The organism is Aeromonas sp. R6-1, from assembly GCF_040908165.1.
In the GTDB taxonomy this organism is placed as follows: domain Bacteria; phylum Pseudomonadota; class Gammaproteobacteria; order Enterobacterales; family Aeromonadaceae; genus Aeromonas; species Aeromonas caviae.
Map to the genome: position 1 here is coordinate 44,279 of NZ_JBFODF010000038.1, position 17,010 is coordinate 61,288.

A 17,010-nucleotide genomic window follows, 5' to 3' on the forward strand; every position below is an offset into this window, starting at 1 on the left:
CCACCGGCTCGCTGCCATGGCTTTAATCTCTTGCCCCCGCAGGCCGCCGGTCTGCGGGGGCGCTTCTGTCAAGGAGTAACAGATGCGACTGGGTATTCTCGATTGTGACCGGCTGGACCCCGATTTGGTGGGGGATTTTGGTCCCGTTTACTCCGAGATGTTTATCAAGGGTTTCCGGGCGTTGGCCCCCGAGCTGGAATTTCGGGTCTGGTCCGCCCTCGACGGCGATCTGCCCCCGGATCTGACCGAATGCGATGCCTGGCTCATCACCGGCTCGCGTCACGATGCCTACAGCGACATCCCCTGGATCCTGGCGCTGCGCGACTGGATCCGCCGGGCCCACGATGCCAACGTCAAGCTGGCCGGGGTCTGCTTCGGCCATCAGGTGATCGCCCAGGCGCTGGGAGGGGAGGTGATGAAGTCCACCAAGGGGTGGGGGCTGGGGGTGTCGGTCCATGCCATGCAGACGACAAAACCCTGGATGGCGCCGGGGCTGGACACCATCCGCATCCTGGCAAGCCACCAGGATCAGGTGGAGCAGCTTCCGCCGGGGGCGACCCTGCTCGCGGGCAACGACTTCTGCCCCAACTTCATGTTCCTGCAGGGGGATCACATCGTCGCCATCCAGGGGCACCCGGAATTCTCGGTGGCGTACAACCGGGCCCTGATCGAGCGGCGACGGGACAGGCTGCCCGATGCGCATTACCAGAGCAGTCTCTCTTCCCTGGAAGGGGAGGTGGATTCCGCCACCATGATGCAGTGGCTGCTGCAGTTCCTCGGCATCCTGCCGATCGGGGCCGACGCGCGCTGAACCCCGTTTGTCATATCCACCGCGCTGATGCTAGATTTTGTAGCAAAATGAAGGATCAAGCGGCGATATGCCCAGTCCGGATGATACACTGGCCGCCATTTTTGGCGGCCTAGTCCATCGACGAGCGCCGCGTCAGTCTGTGAGGGGGCAACCTTGAAACTACAGCAGTTGAAGTATCTGATCGCGGTGCGGGACCACAATCTCAACGTCTCCGTTGCCTCCGATGCGCTCTATACCAGCCAGCCTGGGGTGAGCAAGCAGATCGGCTTGCTGGAGAGCGAGCTGGGGGTGCGCATCTTCGAGCGCCGCGGCAAGCACCTGCACCGGATTACCCCGGTGGGGGAGGAGATCATCAAGTGTGCCGAGGCCATGCTCAATATCGAGAGCAAGATCAAGGCCATCTCCCGGGAGTACCTGGATCCGACCGTGGGCACCCTCAACATCCACACCACCCACACCATCGCCCGCTACCTGCTGCCGAAAAGCGTCACCTACTTCACCAAAAAGTACCCCAAGATCTCATTCCACCTGCATCCTGTGATGTCCGCCACCAAGGAACAGATCAGCAAGGGATACTCGGATTTTTCCATCGTGGCCCACGAGATAGGCTTCGACAAGGAGCTGATCGCGCTGCCCGCCTACCTCTGGACCCTCTCCCTGGTGGTGCCCCAGGAGCACCCCCTGGCCAAGGTGAAGAAGCCGACCCTGGAGCAGCTCTGCCAGTATCCCATCCTGAGCTACGAGAGCGGCGCCACCGGGCGTCAGGTGCAGGACAAGGTGTTCCAGGCTGCCGGCCTCACCCCCAACTACTACATGACGGTGATGGATGCCGGCGTCATCAAGCGCTACGTGGAACTGGGCTTTGGTATCGGCATCATCTCCTCCCTGGTTGCCAACGATAGCGATGCCCCCGGCCTCGTGGCCATCAATCTGGAGCACCTGTTCGAGCCCTGCCCGGCCCAGATCTGCTTCAGCAAGAGCATCCTCTTGCAGAACTACATGTATGACTTCATCAGCTCCTTCTCCCCCCATCTCACCAAGGAGATGATCCAGAACGTGATGCAGCAGCCGACCCAGGCGCGCATCGACGAGCTGTTGTCAGGGGTGGAGCTGCCCGTCTACTGATCCCGCTTCCGTTTCTGTGCCGGCACCCCGGGGGGCCGGCCTCCTCCCGCCGAGGTTTCCATGTCCCGCATCCTGCTGCTCGCCAATCTCAACTGTGATCATGTGCTCTCCCTGGCCGAACCCCTGGTGGCGGGGGCGCGGCTGCAATACGTGGATCAGGGGCGCAGGCTCGGCGGCGGCGCCGCCAATACCGGCATCGGATTGGTGTGGGCGGGGCACGAGGTGATCATCGCCTCCCGGGTCGGACTGGACGACACCGGTGACTGGCTGCTGGAGCAGGCGGCCTCATACGGCCTGGATTGCAGCCATGTGGAACGCTTTGGCGGCGAGACCGGCGAGCTGCTGGTGCTGGTGGACGCCACCGGTGAGCGCACCATCCTCAGGCGCCCACGTCGTCCGGATCTGCCGGGGGATCTGCCGACCGAAGGGGTGGACTGTCTCTATGTGAACTATCCGGGCACCGCCATCGTGGGCTACATGCGCCAGATGCTCGCCAAGAGTTTCGTGGTGGCCCAGTATCCCAAGGGGGGGCAGGCCCGCCGCCCCTGCCACGTGCTGGTGGCCTCCCGCTCCGATCTCGGCGAGGTGAGCGACCCCTGGCAGCATGCCCGCCAGCTCGCGGGGGATCAGCTCGAATGGCTGGTGCTGACCGAGGGCAAGGCGGGCGCCGTGGCCATTCACGGGGAGGAGCAGGTCAGGGTGGCGGCGCGACCGGTCTCCGTGGTGGATACCACGGGGGCGGGGGATGCCTTCGCGGGCGGCCTCATCCACGGTCTTGCGCGGGGCATGGCCATGGCCGATGCGTTGCAGTGCGCCGTAGACTGGGGCGCCTTCGCGGTGGCTTCCGAGAGCTCCATCCCCTCCCAGGCGCTGCGCAACTGGCTGAAACAGCCCCACTGAACTCGCCGGACAACGGCTCCGGCGATGGCAGAGGAGGTGGGGGTTTGTCGACGGAAACCGCCAAAACCCCTCGCTGAGGCGGCAAGTTTGCGATCAATCAAAGAAAGTGTCGATTTATGTACATCTTCGTCGACACCCGCCCGGGCTGCTCTTACCCTTGTGACTTCACGACTCGGTCGAAGAAGCCCATCCCGTGCACACGCATGTGCAGACCCCCTCTTTGGCCACCGGCTGTCGTCCTGATTTCTGGCTTGTAGTAAGAGGCAAGTGCGACCATGCAACTGACACGATTTACCGACTACGCCCTGCGTACCCTGACCTTCCTGGCCATCCAGCCCGGTGATCGCCTGTCGACCATCACGGAAGTGGCCGACACCTTCGCCATCTCCCGCAATCACGTGGTCAAGATAGTGCATCAGCTCGGCATCAAGGGTTACATCGAGACGGTGCGTGGCAAGCATGGGGGCATCCGCCTCGGCCGTGCCGCCGTCTCCATCAACCTGCGCGATGTGGTGATGGACATGGAGCACGTGCTCTGCCCGGTGGACTGCAAGCGCGAAAACTGCCGTCTCTCCGGGGGCTGCCGCATCCAGGGCATTCTACGCCGCGCCATGCACGCCTTCCTGGAGGTACTGGGGGAGTACACTTTGGCGGATGCGGTGCGGGATCCCACTCGTCTGTGCCACCTTCTCGGCATAGAGCAGGATAATATTCTGACCATGGCATGATGCCACGGTGAATGACAGAGGGGCCTGCGGGCCCCTCTGTCATTGCCAGCGGTCAGAGCTGGGGCACAAGGGTGATGGCACCGTGCAGACAGGCGAGGCCGCAAGCGCCGCAGCCATCGCAGGCGGCCATGTTGACGGTTACTCCCTCGCTGCCGACCTTGATCGCCTGCTGGGGGCAGGCATCTTCACACAGCAGGCAGTAGTAGCCCTGACGGGCCTGGCAGCTCGCCTCTATCCTGACCCGGGTCTGCACCTGACGGCCGAGGCAGAGATCCAGTGCGCCCGTGGGGCAGGCTCTGGCGCAGCTGCCGCAATAGCTGCACTGGCCACAGGCGAGATCCAGCACTGGGGTACCGGCGATGGGGCTGCCGTCATATTCGGGGCGATCGGCGGGCTTGATGAGGCCGTTGGGACACGCCTTGAAGCAGTCGCCACAACGGGTGCAGAGGGTGAGGAACTGGGACTCGTCGATGGCCCAGGGCGGGCGTGCCTCATGGCAGACCACCTCGGGTCTGCGGGGGCTCCCCCATGCGTGTGCCAGCCAGCGACAGAAAAAATGCGTCATGCCCACCTCTATACCTATTAGGGGTTAATTTTATCCAGTTTTAGGCCGGCAAGCCAGAGAATAGCGGCGGGCAGGATCGCAAGCCGGGTTGCCCTTGTGTAAGCTAGGCGGGTCTTTTTGCGGGATTGAATGAACTCATGTGGCTATTTCTGTGGCGTGCTTCTCTGCTCTATGTCTTCCCCCTGCTGATGTGGGCCTACTGCCATCTCAAGGGTATCGAGTTCAGTGAACTGGATACCGGGGTCAACAGCCACAAGTGGGTGGTGCTGGCGGCCTATCTGCTCTATGTGCTGATCTGGTTGCTGCTCAACCGCTATCTCGAACTCTTCCTGCGCCAGCGGGGGCGTCGATGACCCCGCGGTGGCCTGCCATGCTGGTTGGTGGGCTGGCGCTGCTGTTCGGCTGGTGGTGGGGGCGACGCAGCGGCCGTGAAGAGGCGCTGCTGCTGGAGGAGCGTTATCAGGGGTTGCAGGACCGCTGGGACGCGCTGCAGGACGAGAAGATGCTGGCTCAGCAGAAGCTGGATCAGCAGCAGACCCTGCTGCTCAAGCTCACCGCCCGTCTCAAGGAAGCCGAGGCGACCCTGCGCAGCGAGCGCATCGCCAGCGCCGAGAAGTTGCAGTTGCAGCAAGAGGCTGAACAGCGCCTCAGCCAGCAGTTCGAGAACCTCGCCAATCGTATCTTTGAACAAAATGCTGGAAACTTCCGCGAACTGAATCAGAACAGCATGGATCTCCTGCTCACTCCACTCAAGGAGCAGCTCGAGGGCTTTCGCCGCCAGGTGGGAGAGACCCACGCCCAGGAGACGGCCCAGCGCCACAACCTCAAGTTCGAGCTGGAGCGCCTTGCCGAGCTCAACGCCCGCATGACCGAAGAGGCGGCGGCGCTGACCCGGGCCCTCAAGGGCGACAGCAAGCAGCAGGGCAACTGGGGGGAGGTGGTGCTGGCGCGGATCCTCTCCGAGTGCGGCCTGCGCGAGGGGCATGAGTACCACACCCAGGTCAACATCGAGGTGGACAAGGGCAAGCGCTACCAGCCCGACGTCATCGTCCACCTGCCCCAGGAAAAGGACATCATCATCGACGCCAAGGTGTCGCTGACCGCCTATGAGCGCTGGTACAACGCCGCTGACGATCTGGAGAAGGCGGTGGCGCTCAAGGAGCACGTCGCCTCGGTGCGCAACCATATCCGCGAGCTGGGCCGCAAGGATTACCAGCAGTTGCCCGGGGTGCGCACCCTGGACTATGTGCTGATGTTCGTGGCGGTGGAGCCTGCCTTCCTCGCTGCCCTGGAAGCGGACCCTTCCCTGGTGCGCTACGGGCTGGAACACAACATCCTGCTGGTGAGCCCTACCAACCTGATGGTGGCGCTGCGCACCATAGAGAACCTGTGGCGCTACGAGCGGCAGAACCAGAACTCGCGCCAGATAGCGGAGCGGGCCGGCCGCCTCTACGAGAAGCTGCGGCTGTTCGTGGAGGAGATGCAGCAGATGGGGGGCAGCCTGCACAAGGCGCAGGAGAGCTACGACAAGGCGATGGGGCGGCTGGTCAACGGTCGTGGCAACCTGATCGCCCAGGCCGAGCGCTTTCGCGAGCTGGGGGTCGAGGTGACCAAGCCCTTGCCGGACGCGCTGGTGGACCGGGCGCTGGAGCGGGAGGAGTCGGCGGACTGAGGGGAGTCGTCATTCGCCGGGACAACGAAAAGGGCAGCCATTGGCTGCCCTTTTCGTTTCATGCAACAGCCTGGACGGCTGCTTATTGCTTCCAGAAGGAGGGGAAGAAGAGCACCGCCACCGTCAGGATCTCGAGGCGTCCCAGCAGCATGCCGAACGACAGTATCCACTTGGCCGCATCCGGCAGACTGGCGAAGTTGGTGCTGGGACCGATGACAGGCCCCATGCCCGGGCCCACGTTGGCCACGGCGGTGATGGAGCCCGAGATGGCGGTCAGGGGGTCCAGCCCGATGGCGGCGAGCAGGGCGGCGATGAGCAGGATGATGGCGAAGTAGACCAGCACGAAGGAGATCAGGGAGCGGATGATGGCGTCGTTGACCGGACGGCCGTTGTACTTCTGGGGAAACACGGCGGAGGGGTGCATCAGCTGGCGCATCTGTTTCTTGAACAGGGCGAAGGCCACCTGGACCCGGAAGATCTTGAGCCCGCCCGAGGTGGAGCCGGAGCAGGCGCCGAGTGCCAGCAGGATGATGAAGATAATGGTGGTGAGCGGGCCCCAGGTGCCGAAGTCGCCGAGTCCGAAACCCGTGGTGGTGAGCACGGAGACGATATTGAAGCTGCTGATGCGCAAGGCATCCATGAAGCCGTAGATGTCTCTCACCCAGAGATAGAAGGTGACGACCAGGGTCACCCAGACGATCAGCCAGAAGAAGCCCTGCACCTGGGCATCCTTGAACAGGCTGTTGTCACGGCGGGAGAGGGCCTGCACATAGAGCAGGAAGGGCAGGCCACCGAGGAACATGAAGAGGGTGCCTATCCAGTGCGCCGCGTGGGAGAAGTGGGACATGGATTGATCGGAGGTGGAGTAGCCGCCGGTGCTGAGGGTCGTCATGGCGTGGTTGACCGCTTCGAACAGGTTCATGCCACTCACCCAGTAGGCGAGGAAGCAGAGCATGGAGAGTACCAGATAGACCAGCACTATGTTGTTGGCCACCGTTTTGGCGCGGGGGGCGCTCTTGTCGGACCAATCCGAGCTCTCGGTCTGGAACAGCTTCATGCCACCGACGTTGAGGTAGGGCAGCACCGCCACCGCCATCACGATGAAGCCGACCCCGCCCAGCCACTGCAGGATGGATCGCCACAGCAGGATGCTGTGGGCCATGCCGTCCAGCCCCGACAGCACGGTGGATCCCGTGGTGGTGACCCCCGACATGGTCTCGAAGTAGGCGTCGGCAAAGTCGATATGGGTGATGAAGACGAAGGGCAGGGCCCCGAAGACGCAGGCGACCACCCAGACCGAGGTGGTGAGCAGGAACATCTCCCGCACGCCGAGGTGAAACTCTGCCTTGCGACCGTAATGGAGGCAGAGCAGGGCGGCACCGTGGGTGATCAAGACCGACTTGAGAAATTCGACGAAACCTTCCGAACCGGTCAGCAGGGCCAGCAGGGTGGGCAGCCACATGAAGAGCGCCAGCTTGGAGAGTACCAGCCCGAGCGTGAAGACGATGGGATGCAGCTTGATCATGCAAGATAACCTGGTCGTTGATTGAAAAAAGACCCGGACCTTTCCTGAGAAAAGGGGCCGGGTCCGGATACCGTTGCCAGAGACATGGCCGGCTTACAGGAAGAAGGGACTGGGCTGGAACAGACGCTCCACTTCCGGGATGTACTTCTTGTCCACCAGGAACATCACCACGTGGTCATCCTGCTGTATCTGGGTGCGATCGTGGGCGATCAGCACCTCATCACCGCGCACCACTGCGCCTATGGTGGTGCCCGGGGGCAGCTTGAGCTCGCCCACCGTCTTGCCCACCACCTTGGAGGTGTTCTCGTCCCCGTGGGCGATCGCCTCGATGGCTTCGGCCGCCCCGCGGCGCAGGCTGTAGACGTTGGCGATGTCGGCACGGCGCACATGGGTCAGCAGGGCCGAGATGGTGGCCTGCTGGGGGGAAATGGCGATGTCGATGGAGCCGCCCTGTACCAGGTCCACGTAGGCGCCGCGCTGGATCAGCACCATGGTCTTCTTGGCCCCCATCTTCTTGGCGAGCAGGGCCGACATGATGTTGGCCTCATCCTCGTTGGTCACCGCGATGAAGACGTCGATCTGGTCGATGTGCTCCTCCGCCAGCAGCTCCTGATCCGCCGCATCGCCGCAGAAGACGATGGTGTGTTCCAGGTGTTCGGAGAGCTGCTCCGCCCGCTTCTGGTTGCGCTCGATGAGCTTGACGCTGTAGCGCTTCTCGAGCTGGCGGGCGAGGCCGGCGCCTATGTTGCCGCCGCCGACGATCATGATGCGCCGGTAGGGGCTCTCGAGGCGTTGCAGTTCCGACATCACGGCGCGGATATGGCCCGCTGCGGCCACAAAGAACACCTCGTCATCGGCTTCGATGATGGTGGTGCCCTGGGGGCGGATGGAGCGCCCCTGGCGGAAGATGGCGGCGACCCGAGTTTCGATGTTGGGCATGTGTTCCCGCAGGGTGGAGAGCGCATTGCCCACCAGGGGGCCGCCGTAATAGGCCTTGACCGCCACTAGGCCCACCTTGCCGTCGGCAAAATCCACCACCTGCAACGCCCCCGGATACTCGATCAGGCGACGCACGTAGTCGGTCACCAGCTGCTCGGGGGCGATCAGGTGGTCCACGGGGACGGATTCGGGCAGGAACAGGCGATCCCGCTCCACCAAATAGGCGGGGGAGCGAATGCGCGCCACCTTGTTCGGGGTGTTGAACAGGGAGTAGGCGACCTGGCAGGCGACCATGTTGGTCTCGTCGCTGTTGGTGACGGCGACCAGCATGTCGGCATCCTGGGCGCCGGCTTCGCGCAGCACCCTGGGATGGGCGCCGTGGCCGTTCACCACCCGCAGGTCGAATTTGTCCTGCAGTTCGCGCAGGCGCTCGCTGTCGGTGTCGACGATGGTGATGTCGTTGTTCTCGCCGGCGAGATTCTCGGCCAGGGTGCCACCCACCTGACCCGCGCCCAGAATGATGATTTTCATAAGGCCATCTTACTCAAGGTTGTTGCTTCGTAATGAGGCGGCCCGTCACCGGGCCTGCCATCCGCCGGTTCGGCCTACAGCTTGATGAGCTTGGCATAGTAGAAGCCGTCCATCTCCGCCTCGCCGGGCAGGAACTGGCGACCCGGACAGGCCGGGGTGTCTTCTGCATGCAACGGCACCAGGCGGGCATCCGGGGTATCGGCCAGGAAGGCGCGGATCTGCTCCCGGTTCTCTTCCGGCAACACGGAGCAGGTGGCGTAGAGCAGAGTGCCGCCCTGCTTCAGCTTGCCCCAGAGGGCATCGAGAATGCGGCGTTGCAGCTCGGCCAGTTCGCGGATGTCCTGATCCCGGCGCAACCACTTGATGTCGGGGTGACGGCGGATGACGCCGGTGGCGGAGCAGGGGGCATCCAGCAGGATGCGGTCGAACTGCCCCTGTGGCCACCACAGATCCGGCGTGCTGGCATCACCGTGGATGACTTGGGCCTGAAGGCCGATACGATCCAGGTTCTCCTGCACCCGCTTGAGGCGGTTGTCATCAGCGTCGACGGCAACCACGCCGGCAAGGGCCGGCTGGCGTTCCAGCAGGTGGGCGGTTTTGCCGCCGGGGGCGGCGCAGGCGTCCAGCACCCACTCGCCCGGCTGGGGATCGAGCAGGGCGGCGGCCTGCTGGGCGGCACCGTCCTGCACCGAGCAGTCACCCTGCTCGAAGCCGGGCAGCTTGGTCACGTCGCAGGGGCGCTCCAGCAGGATGCAATCTTCCCCTTCCACACCGGCCATGGCCGGGATGCCCGCCTCGCTCATGCGGGCCAGCATGGCCTCGCGGCTCTGGCGCTGGCTGTTGTTGCGGATCCACATGGGCGGGCGCTGGTTGTTGGCCTCCATGATGAACTCCCAGTCATCGGGATAGGCCTGACGCAGGCGCTTGGTGAGCCATTCGGGGTGGCCGAGGCGGACGCTGGGAACGCGGTCGATGCGCAGCAGGATCACTTCGGCGCTGCGCTGGAAGTTGCGCAGTACGCCGTTGATGAGACCGCGCAGAGAAGAACCCTTGAGCAGCTTGACGGCGTTGACGGTCTCGGCCACGGCGGCGTGAGCCGGAATGCGGGTATAGATGAGCTGGTAGAGACCGACCAGGATGAGGTAGTGGAAGATGCGGCTCTTGTTCTTGAGCGGCTTGTCCATCATCTCGCTGACCGCCGCATCGAGACGGGGCAGCCAGCGCAGGGTGCCGTAGCAGAGTTCTTGCAGGAGGGCGCGATCGCGAGGGGCGACCTTCTCCTGGGCAGCAGGCAGAACGGCGGAGAGAGATTGACCCTGATCCAGCACCTGTTGAATGACGAGAGCAGCCTGTGCGCGTGTTTTCATAGCGTTACCTTAGATGCACAAGTCGGGGCCAGGGCCCCGCTTGTGTCAATTCAATCCAGATCAAATCAGTTGCGTGCCAGGTTCAAACCAGTCGCGGCGAGAGTTGAGCAGATCCGAAACGGACATGGCCTTCTTGCCGGGAGGTTGCAGGGTCAGCAGGCGCAGCACGCCCTGACCGGTGGCAACCTCGATCCCCTGCTTGTCGGCCTTGAGCAGGGTGCCGGCTGCCTGGCCGTGATCCTGTGCGACGACCTCGGCCTGCCACACCTTGACGGTCTGTCCGGCGACGTCGAACCAGCTGATGGGCCAGGGGTTGAAGGCTCGGATGCAGCGTTCGATGGCAACGGCGTCCATCGACCAGTCGATGCGGGCCTCTTCCTTGGAGAGCTTCTCGGCGTAGTTGGCCAGCGCATCGTCCTGGGGCTCGGCAGCGGTGTCGCCGGCAGCCATGGCGTCCAGGGTATCGACCAGTGCCTGCGGGCCCAGACCGGCCAGCTTGTCATAGAGGCTGGCAGAGGTCTCATCACTGGCGATGGGGCAGGTTACCTTGCGGATCATGGCGCCGGTATCCAGCCCCACGTCCATCTGCATGATGGTGACGCCGGTTTCGGCATCCCCCGCCCAGATGGAGCGTTGAATCGGGGCGGCACCGCGCCAGCGCGGCAGCAGGGAGCCGTGGACGTTGATGCAGCCCAGACGCGGCGTATCAAGCACCGCCTTGGGGAGGATCAGGCCATAAGCCACGACGACCATCAGATCGGCACCCAGAGCGGCCAGTTCGGTCTGCGCCGCTTCATTGCGCAGGGAGGCAGGCTGGTAGACCGGCAGATCGTGGGCCAGCGCCAGCTCCTTGACCGGGCTGGCGGTGAGCTTCTGGCCGCGACCGGCGGGCTTGTCCGGCTGGGTATAAACGGCGACGACCTCGTGGCCGGAAGACAACAACGCCGCCAGATGACGGGCGGCGAAGTCGGGGGTACCGGCAAAAATCAGTTTCAGCTTGTTCAATGGAGCGTATCCTCAGAGGACTTTGCGATCTTCACGGGCCATCTTTTCCAGCTTCTGACGAATGCGCTGGCGCTTGAGCGGGGACAAGTAATCCACAAACAGCTTGCCGACCAGATGATCCATCTCATGTTGTATGCAGATGGCGAGCAGATCGTCCGCTTCCAGCTCGAAGGTGTTGCCGTGGCGATCTTGCGCCCTGACCTTGACCCACTCGGCGCGCGGAACCAGAGCACGGTTGCCGGGCACGGAGAGGCAGCCCTCTTCGATGCCGGTGCTGCCGGACTGCTCCAGGATCTCCGGGTTGATCAACACCAGCTGTTCTTCGCGGTTCTCGGAGACATCGATGACGATGATGCGCTGATGAATGTCGACCTGGGTCGCGGCCAGGCCGATGCCTTCCTCCGCGTACATGGTTTCGAACATATCATCTACAATGTGTTGTAACTCGGGTGTAAAGGCTTCGACAGGGGCCGCGACTGTGCGCAGACGCTCATCGGGGAAACGCAATACATCTAGAATGGCCATAATTTTTCTTTAGTTTCATATAAACGCAGTCAATATTGACGTAATTCTAGTCATTTACGCCGACAAAAAACAGCAACACTTTGCGTGCAGAAGTAACAGGGAGTGTTATGTATCTGAAGCAAATCGTCGTCGCCTGCCTGGCGACAGCCCTGGCCGGTGGCGCCATGGCACAGCAGTTGACGCTCAAATCCGGTTACCCCGAGACTTATGTGGTGCAAAAAGGGGACACCCTCTGGGATATCTCGGGCCAGTATCTGGCCGAACCCTGGCTCTGGCCACGCCTCTGGAACATCAATCCGCAGATCGCCAATCCCCACTGGATCTATCCCGGTGACGTGCTGCACCTGAGCTGGGTAAATGGTGAGCCTCGGCTCGGCAAAGCCAATCAGGGGGGCAAGCAGGTCATCCGTCTCTCACCCAAGAACCGCTATGAAAACAAGGCCAATCCCATACCGACCCTGCCTCTGAGCGAGATAGCGCCCTTCCTGCAGACCGACCACATTCTGGCCAACAGCCAGCAGAGCAAGGACCTGCCCTATGTGCTCGGCAACAATGACAAGCATGTCGGGATGCTGGAGGGCGACATTCTCTATGTGAAAGGAGCCCTGAACCCGGGCCAGAGTTATGGCCTCTATCGCCCGGGGGTGGCATACAAGGACAAGCACACCGGCGAGTCGCTCGGTCAGGAGGCAATTTTTGTCGGCACGGTGCGGGCAGAGGAGTACCTTGCCCACGACACCACCAAAGTGACGCTGACCCATAACCGGCGTGAGGTGTATCAGGGCGACAAGGTGATGCCGCTGCCGTCGCAGGAGAGCATCTCTGCCGTGTTCATGCCAAAGGCGGCACCTTCCATTTCCCCCGGCTATGTGATCGAGCTGCCGAGCAAGGTACATGGTGGGGGCAAGTTTGATGTGGTACTCATCAACAAGGGGGAGCGTGATCAGGTGGCCCCGGGCGATGTGCTCGAGATCCTGCGCCCGGGAGCCGAGATGGTGGACAAGAATGGCAAGGTGTCATACCGGGAATATTCATCCGTCTATGACAAGGCGTTCTATTCTGCCGGCAAGTCATCGTTGCCTGCCGAGGCCGTTGCCAGAGTCATGCTGTTCAAGGTCTACGACAAATTGAGTTACGGTCTTATCCTGCAGAGTCAGGATCTGGTCGGCTCTGGTTATCAGGTCAGTAATTTCTGACGTGTCCTTGCCACTGGAGCGGTTGTCGCTATGGCTGACGCTGGATGCCGTTACAGGCATAGGCCCGGTCACCGCCGCTCGCCTGTTGGCGCATGTGGGTGGTGACATCACAACTCTGTTTGACTCAGACGATGGCGCCCTGCGAGCTCTTGGTCTGCAGAGTGCCCAGATTCAGCAGATGAGATGGCCTCTTCCTGTCGTGGAGCAGGGATTGAGCTGGGCCGCCGAGCCCGGCAATCACCTCCTCTGTCCCGATGACCCCGCATATCCTGCCCTGCTCAAAGAGATCCCCGGTGCCCCGCTCTTGCTCTACTGCCGCGGGAACGTCTCATCCCTCTCCCTGCCACAGTTGGCGATGGTGGGTACCCGCCACCCCACCTATGCCGGCAAAGACAATGCGACACGCTTGTGTGCCGAGTTGGTGGGCTGTGGTCTGGCGATCACCTCCGGCCTCGCGTTGGGCATTGATGGCGTCTGCCATCAGCAGGCGCTGGCATCGGGCGGAATCACCCTGGCGGTGCTGGGGTCCGGTCTGGATTGTCTCTACCCCAAGCGTCATCAGGGGTTGGCGATGCAGATCCTCGAGCAGGAAGGTCTGCTTGTCTCCGAGTTGGCGCCCCAGCAAGGCCCCCTGGCTGAACACTTCCCTCGCCGCAACCGTATCATCAGTGGTCTGTCGCTGGGGACACTGGTGGTGGAAGCGGCAGAACAGAGTGGTTCGCTCATCACGGCCCGTTATGCGCTGGAGCAGGGCCGCGAGGTCTTTGCCGTTCCCGGCGCCCCGCAAAATGCACAGGCAGCAGGGTGCAACCGTCTGCTTCAACAGGGTGCCAAGCTGGTCTTGAATGCCGCCGATATCCTGGAAGAGTTTCCAAGGCTGGTCTTGCCCCCCGGACCAGTCAACGGTTCTTCCGAGGCGCAGCATAATAGCGAATTGCCTTATGCCGATTTGTTGGATAACGTAGATTATGAGACCACGAGCGTGGATACCGTTGCCGAACGGGCCCGGCTTCCTGTCGATGTCGTACTGGGCAGGTTGGTAGAGCTGGAGCTGGTTGGTGCAGTGATGGCGGTAGCCGGTGGATACGTCAGAGCGAGGAGGGCGAATCATGTTTGATGTATTGATGTACCTTTTCGAGACCTACATCCACAGCGATGCAGATGTGATGGTCGAGCAGGATGAACTCACCGACGAACTGAGCCGTGCCGGTTTCGACAAGGACGAGATCGAGAAAGCGCTCAACTGGCTGGAGCGACTGGCCAACCTGCACGACAGCGAGCGGGAAGTCTATGTCACCGCAAGCCAGCAGGGCTCTATGCGGATCTATGCGCCGCAGGAGCTGGTTCGCCTCAGTACTGAATGTCGCGGTTTCCTGCTGTTCCTGGAGCAGGCGCAAGTGCTGAATGCCGAAACCCGTGAAATCTGCATCGAACGGTTGCTCGAGCTGGACAAGCCGGACATCGAGCTGGACGATCTGAAGTGGGTCGTCATGATGGTGCTGTTCAATGTGCCAGGCAGCGAAAACGCCTACCAGCAGATGGAAGAGCTGGTGTTTGACGAGTCGGACGGTGTCATCCACTGACAGCCCGGTGCCGCGCTGGTAGAATTCAGGCCATCTGGATTTCAAGGCGCGGCCCATGTCAAAGATCGATCACCACCTCTTCTCTGCCCACGAACATGCCTTCGAGCGCGAGCCGTGCCCGCAGTGTGGTGCTGAACTGGTGATCCGCCAGGGCAAGCACGGTCCCTTCCTTGGTTGTTCAGCCTATCCCGCTTGCGATTACATTCGCTCCCTCACCCCCTCTGGCCGCGATATAGAGAAAGTGCTCGAGGGGTCGTCCTGTCCGGATTGTGGCCATCCACTTGCCATCAAGAAGGGTCGTTACGGTCTGTTTGTGGGATGTACCCAGTACCCGGCCTGTCAGCATATCGAGTCCCTTCAGGAGAGTGACGATACCCAAATCCTTTGTCCGGAGTGTGGCAAAGGTCATCTGGTGAGCCGCACATCCCGTTATGGCAAACAGTTCTACTCGTGTGACGCCTATCCTCACTGCAAGTATGTGGTGAATGACAAGCCGGTTCCCATACCCTGTCCCGAGTGTGGCTGGGGCATCATGGTCGAGAAGAAGGTGCGGGGAAACCTGCGCTGGGTCTGCCCGCAAAAGAAATGCTCCCACCAGATTGAGCGGGTATAATCTCGCCGCCCGTGATCAGGCAGGCGGATTGCTGGTCAGCGTGAGGTTGTGAGCCGATGCGCATCGCCCAAATCGCCCTGCTCCTGATCGCCATCTCAAGCTCCCTGCGGTTGCTCGGTTCACTGATGCACGCAAGCGTCTGAGCCGAAATGCATGACTGAAGAGGAGCAGGGATATAGCCCATATCGCAGCAGTGATGGCCCCGATGCCGTCATGTCGGTTCAACATACAATCCAGTGATGAGAGGCGGCAGCGTGGCTGTCGCATGTGCTTATGCCAAATGAATTTGAACAAGCGGTTGCCGCCCTTCAAGGAGAAGGGGTTATCGCCTATGCCACCGAAGCCGTGTTTGGTCTGGGGTGTGATCCTGATTCCGAAGCCGCCGTGCAGCGGCTGCTGGCCATCAAGCAGCGGCCGGTGGAGAAGGGATTGATCCTGATCGCGGCAGATCTGGCGCAATTGCAGGACTACATCGACCTGAGCCAGCTCAGCGATGAGCAGCTTGCTCGCGTGCAGGCGAGCTGGCCTGGTCCCTTCACCTGGATCATGCCCGCTCGCGCGACGACGCCGTCCTGGTTGACCGGTCAGTTCGAGACCCTGGCGGTGCGGGTCACAGGCCATCCCCAGGTGCAAGGGCTTTGCCGGGCATTTGGCAAACCGCTGGTGTCCACCAGTGCCAATCTCACCGGTGAGGAGCCCGCTCGCCGGGTGGCTGATATTGGCGATCTGCTGGCAAGCCAGCTGGCTTACATTCTGCCCGGCGAAGTCGGGGGGCAAGCCAACCCGTCCGAAATCAAGGACGCCCGCACCGGGGCCATCATTCGCCCATCCTGAGTTGGGCACGGCCCTGTTTCATGCAGGTTGTGCGATGAGGTCATGACAATACGAGAAGTGCAGGCAGTGCATGCATGATGCCTGTCTGACAGGAGATAAAATGAGCAAACCGGATGTGGCCCAGGTAAAAGCCTTCCTGCTGCAATTGCAGGATGATATCTACCGTGGCCTGGAGCAGGCCGATGGATGCGGGCGCTTTGTGGAAGATGCCTGGAGTCGCGAAGGTGGTGGTGGCGGTAGAACACGGGTGCTGCGTCAGGGGGCGGTGATCGAGCAAGGTGGGGTCAACTTCTCCCATGTCTATGGCGATGCCATGCCGGCATCCGCGACCGCACATCGTCCCGAACTGGCTGGCCGCAGGTTTGAGGCCATGGGGGTATCGCTGGTGATCCACCCGCATAATCCCTATGTACCGACCAGCCATGCGAATGTGCGGTTCTTCATCGCCGAGAAAGAGGGGGAGGAGCCGATCTGGTGGTTTGGTGGCGGCTTCGATCTGACGCCCTTCTATCCGTTCGAAGAGGACGTGAGGCATTGGCACCAGGTCTCCAGCGATCTCTGTCAGCCGTTCGGCACCGACATTTATCCCGAGTTCAAATCCTGGTGCGATCGTTACTTCTTCCTCAAGCATCGGGGCGAGACGCGCGGGGTGGGCGGTCTTTTCTTCGATGACCTGAACCGCTGGCCCTTTGCCGACTGCTTTGCCTTTATGCGTGCAGTGGGTGAGGGTTACCTCGCGGCCTACTTGCCGATTGTCGAGCGACGCAAGGAGCTTGCTTATGGAGAGCGGGAACGGGCGTTCCAGCTTTATCGCCGTGGCCGCTACGTGGAGTTCAATCTGGTCTACGACCGCGGGACCCTGTTCGGACTGCAGACGGGGGGGCGTACCGAATCCATCCTGATGTCGATGCCGCCGCTGGCGCGCTGGGAGTACGACTGGCAGCCGGAGGCTGGCAGCCCGGAGGCATTGCTCTACAGCGACTACCTCAAACCGCGCGAGTGGTTGTGACCAGAGGGGCCATGATGGCCCCTTCTTATTGGCCGATATTCGGCTTGTTCCTTCATGAGAAAACCCGTTAAATCGGGATATT

Annotated in this window: 18 protein-coding genes; 12 read left to right on the forward strand and 6 right to left on the reverse strand. The window is 62.0% G+C overall.

Annotation, left to right across the window (positions count from 1 at the left end; genetic code table 11):
- Positions 1 to 82: 82 nt before the first annotated feature.
- The 4 genes from AB5Y68_RS11060 (at position 83) to AB5Y68_RS11075 (ending at position 3,564) form a co-directional block, all read left to right on the forward strand.
- Positions 83 to 811, forward strand: coding sequence for a glutamine amidotransferase (locus AB5Y68_RS11060; RefSeq protein ID WP_010672496.1), 729 nt, complete (start codon positions 83 to 85; stop codon positions 809 to 811).
- A 153-nt stretch (positions 812 to 964) separates the two neighbouring features.
- The gene (locus tag AB5Y68_RS11065; protein ID WP_029313477.1) at positions 965 to 1,936 is read left to right on the forward strand and encodes a LysR substrate-binding domain-containing protein; all 972 of its coding nucleotides are present in this window, start codon (positions 965 to 967) and stop codon (positions 1,934 to 1,936) included.
- 60 nt (positions 1,937 to 1,996) lie between these two features.
- Positions 1,997 to 2,836, forward strand: coding sequence for a PfkB family carbohydrate kinase (locus tag AB5Y68_RS11070; protein WP_010672498.1), 840 nt, complete (start codon positions 1,997 to 1,999; stop codon positions 2,834 to 2,836).
- A 275-nt stretch (positions 2,837 to 3,111) separates the two neighbouring features.
- Entirely contained in the window at positions 3,112 to 3,564 is a 453-nt protein-coding gene (locus tag AB5Y68_RS11075) for an Rrf2 family transcriptional regulator (protein WP_010672499.1), read from the forward strand.
- A 52-nt stretch (positions 3,565 to 3,616) separates the two neighbouring features.
- On the opposite strand, the gene AB5Y68_RS11080 is transcribed toward AB5Y68_RS11075, so the two are convergent.
- Positions 3,617 to 4,129 (reverse strand): ferredoxin-type protein NapF, encoded by a 513-nt coding sequence (locus AB5Y68_RS11080; RefSeq protein ID WP_010672500.1) that lies wholly within the window; start codon positions 4,127 to 4,129, stop codon positions 3,617 to 3,619.
- Between the two features lie 137 nt (positions 4,130 to 4,266).
- Here AB5Y68_RS11080 and AB5Y68_RS11085 point away from each other — a divergent pair, with 137 nt between their 5' ends.
- A complete protein-coding gene (locus AB5Y68_RS11085) occupies positions 4,267 to 4,482 on the forward strand; it encodes a hypothetical protein (protein WP_010672501.1) in 216 nt (71 codons plus the stop codon).
- Positions 4,479 to 5,801, forward strand: coding sequence for a DNA recombination protein RmuC (rmuC, locus tag AB5Y68_RS11090; RefSeq protein WP_368207155.1), 1,323 nt, complete (start codon positions 4,479 to 4,481; stop codon positions 5,799 to 5,801). Before AB5Y68_RS11085 ends, rmuC begins: the two co-directional genes overlap by 4 nt.
- 82 nt (positions 5,802 to 5,883) lie before the next feature.
- Here the strand turns inward: rmuC and AB5Y68_RS11095 are convergent, their stop codons facing one another.
- The 5 genes from AB5Y68_RS11095 to def all read right to left on the reverse strand — a co-directional run bounded on the left by AB5Y68_RS11095 (position 5,884) and on the right by def (position 11,693).
- Entirely contained in the window at positions 5,884 to 7,326 is a 1,443-nt protein-coding gene (locus tag AB5Y68_RS11095) for a TrkH family potassium uptake protein (RefSeq protein ID WP_010672503.1), read from the reverse strand.
- Between the two features lie 93 nt (positions 7,327 to 7,419).
- Entirely contained in the window at positions 7,420 to 8,796 is a 1,377-nt protein-coding gene (gene trkA, locus AB5Y68_RS11100) for a Trk system potassium transporter TrkA (RefSeq protein ID WP_010672504.1), read from the reverse strand.
- Between the two features lie 74 nt (positions 8,797 to 8,870).
- Complete coding sequence (gene rsmB, locus AB5Y68_RS11105; protein ID WP_010672505.1) at positions 8,871 to 10,163, reverse strand: 16S rRNA (cytosine(967)-C(5))-methyltransferase RsmB; 1,293 nt, start codon at positions 10,161 to 10,163, stop codon at positions 8,871 to 8,873.
- Positions 10,164 to 10,223: 60 nt separating this feature from the next.
- Complete coding sequence (gene fmt, locus AB5Y68_RS11110; protein ID WP_010672506.1) at positions 10,224 to 11,168, reverse strand: methionyl-tRNA formyltransferase; 945 nt, start codon at positions 11,166 to 11,168, stop codon at positions 10,224 to 10,226.
- 12 nt (positions 11,169 to 11,180) lie between these two features.
- Complete coding sequence (gene def / locus AB5Y68_RS11115) at positions 11,181 to 11,693, reverse strand: peptide deformylase (RefSeq protein WP_010672507.1); 513 nt, start codon at positions 11,691 to 11,693, stop codon at positions 11,181 to 11,183.
- 107 nt (positions 11,694 to 11,800) lie between these two features.
- On the opposite strand from def, the gene AB5Y68_RS11120 reads away from it, so the two are divergent.
- The 6 genes from AB5Y68_RS11120 to hemF all read left to right on the forward strand — a co-directional run bounded on the left by AB5Y68_RS11120 (position 11,801) and on the right by hemF (position 16,928).
- A complete protein-coding gene (locus tag AB5Y68_RS11120; protein ID WP_039039523.1) occupies positions 11,801 to 12,889 on the forward strand; it encodes a LysM peptidoglycan-binding domain-containing protein in 1,089 nt (362 codons plus the stop codon).
- A 1-nt stretch (position 12,890) separates the two neighbouring features.
- Entirely contained in the window at positions 12,891 to 14,006 is a 1,116-nt protein-coding gene (gene dprA / locus AB5Y68_RS11125; protein ID WP_039039522.1) for a DNA-processing protein DprA, read from the forward strand.
- A complete protein-coding gene (locus AB5Y68_RS11130) occupies positions 13,999 to 14,472 on the forward strand; it encodes a DUF494 family protein (protein WP_010672510.1) in 474 nt (157 codons plus the stop codon). Before dprA ends, AB5Y68_RS11130 begins: the two co-directional genes overlap by 8 nt.
- Before the next feature lie 55 nt (positions 14,473 to 14,527).
- Complete coding sequence (locus AB5Y68_RS11135; protein WP_080769941.1) at positions 14,528 to 15,085, forward strand: type I DNA topoisomerase; 558 nt, start codon at positions 14,528 to 14,530, stop codon at positions 15,083 to 15,085.
- A 273-nt stretch (positions 15,086 to 15,358) separates the two neighbouring features.
- The gene (locus tag AB5Y68_RS11140; RefSeq protein WP_039039520.1) at positions 15,359 to 15,919 is read left to right on the forward strand and encodes a Sua5/YciO/YrdC/YwlC family protein; all 561 of its coding nucleotides are present in this window, start codon (positions 15,359 to 15,361) and stop codon (positions 15,917 to 15,919) included.
- 100 nt (positions 15,920 to 16,019) lie between these two features.
- The gene (gene hemF / locus AB5Y68_RS11145; RefSeq protein WP_039039519.1) at positions 16,020 to 16,928 is read left to right on the forward strand and encodes an oxygen-dependent coproporphyrinogen oxidase; all 909 of its coding nucleotides are present in this window, start codon (positions 16,020 to 16,022) and stop codon (positions 16,926 to 16,928) included.
- Positions 16,929 to 17,010 lie beyond the last annotated feature (82 nt).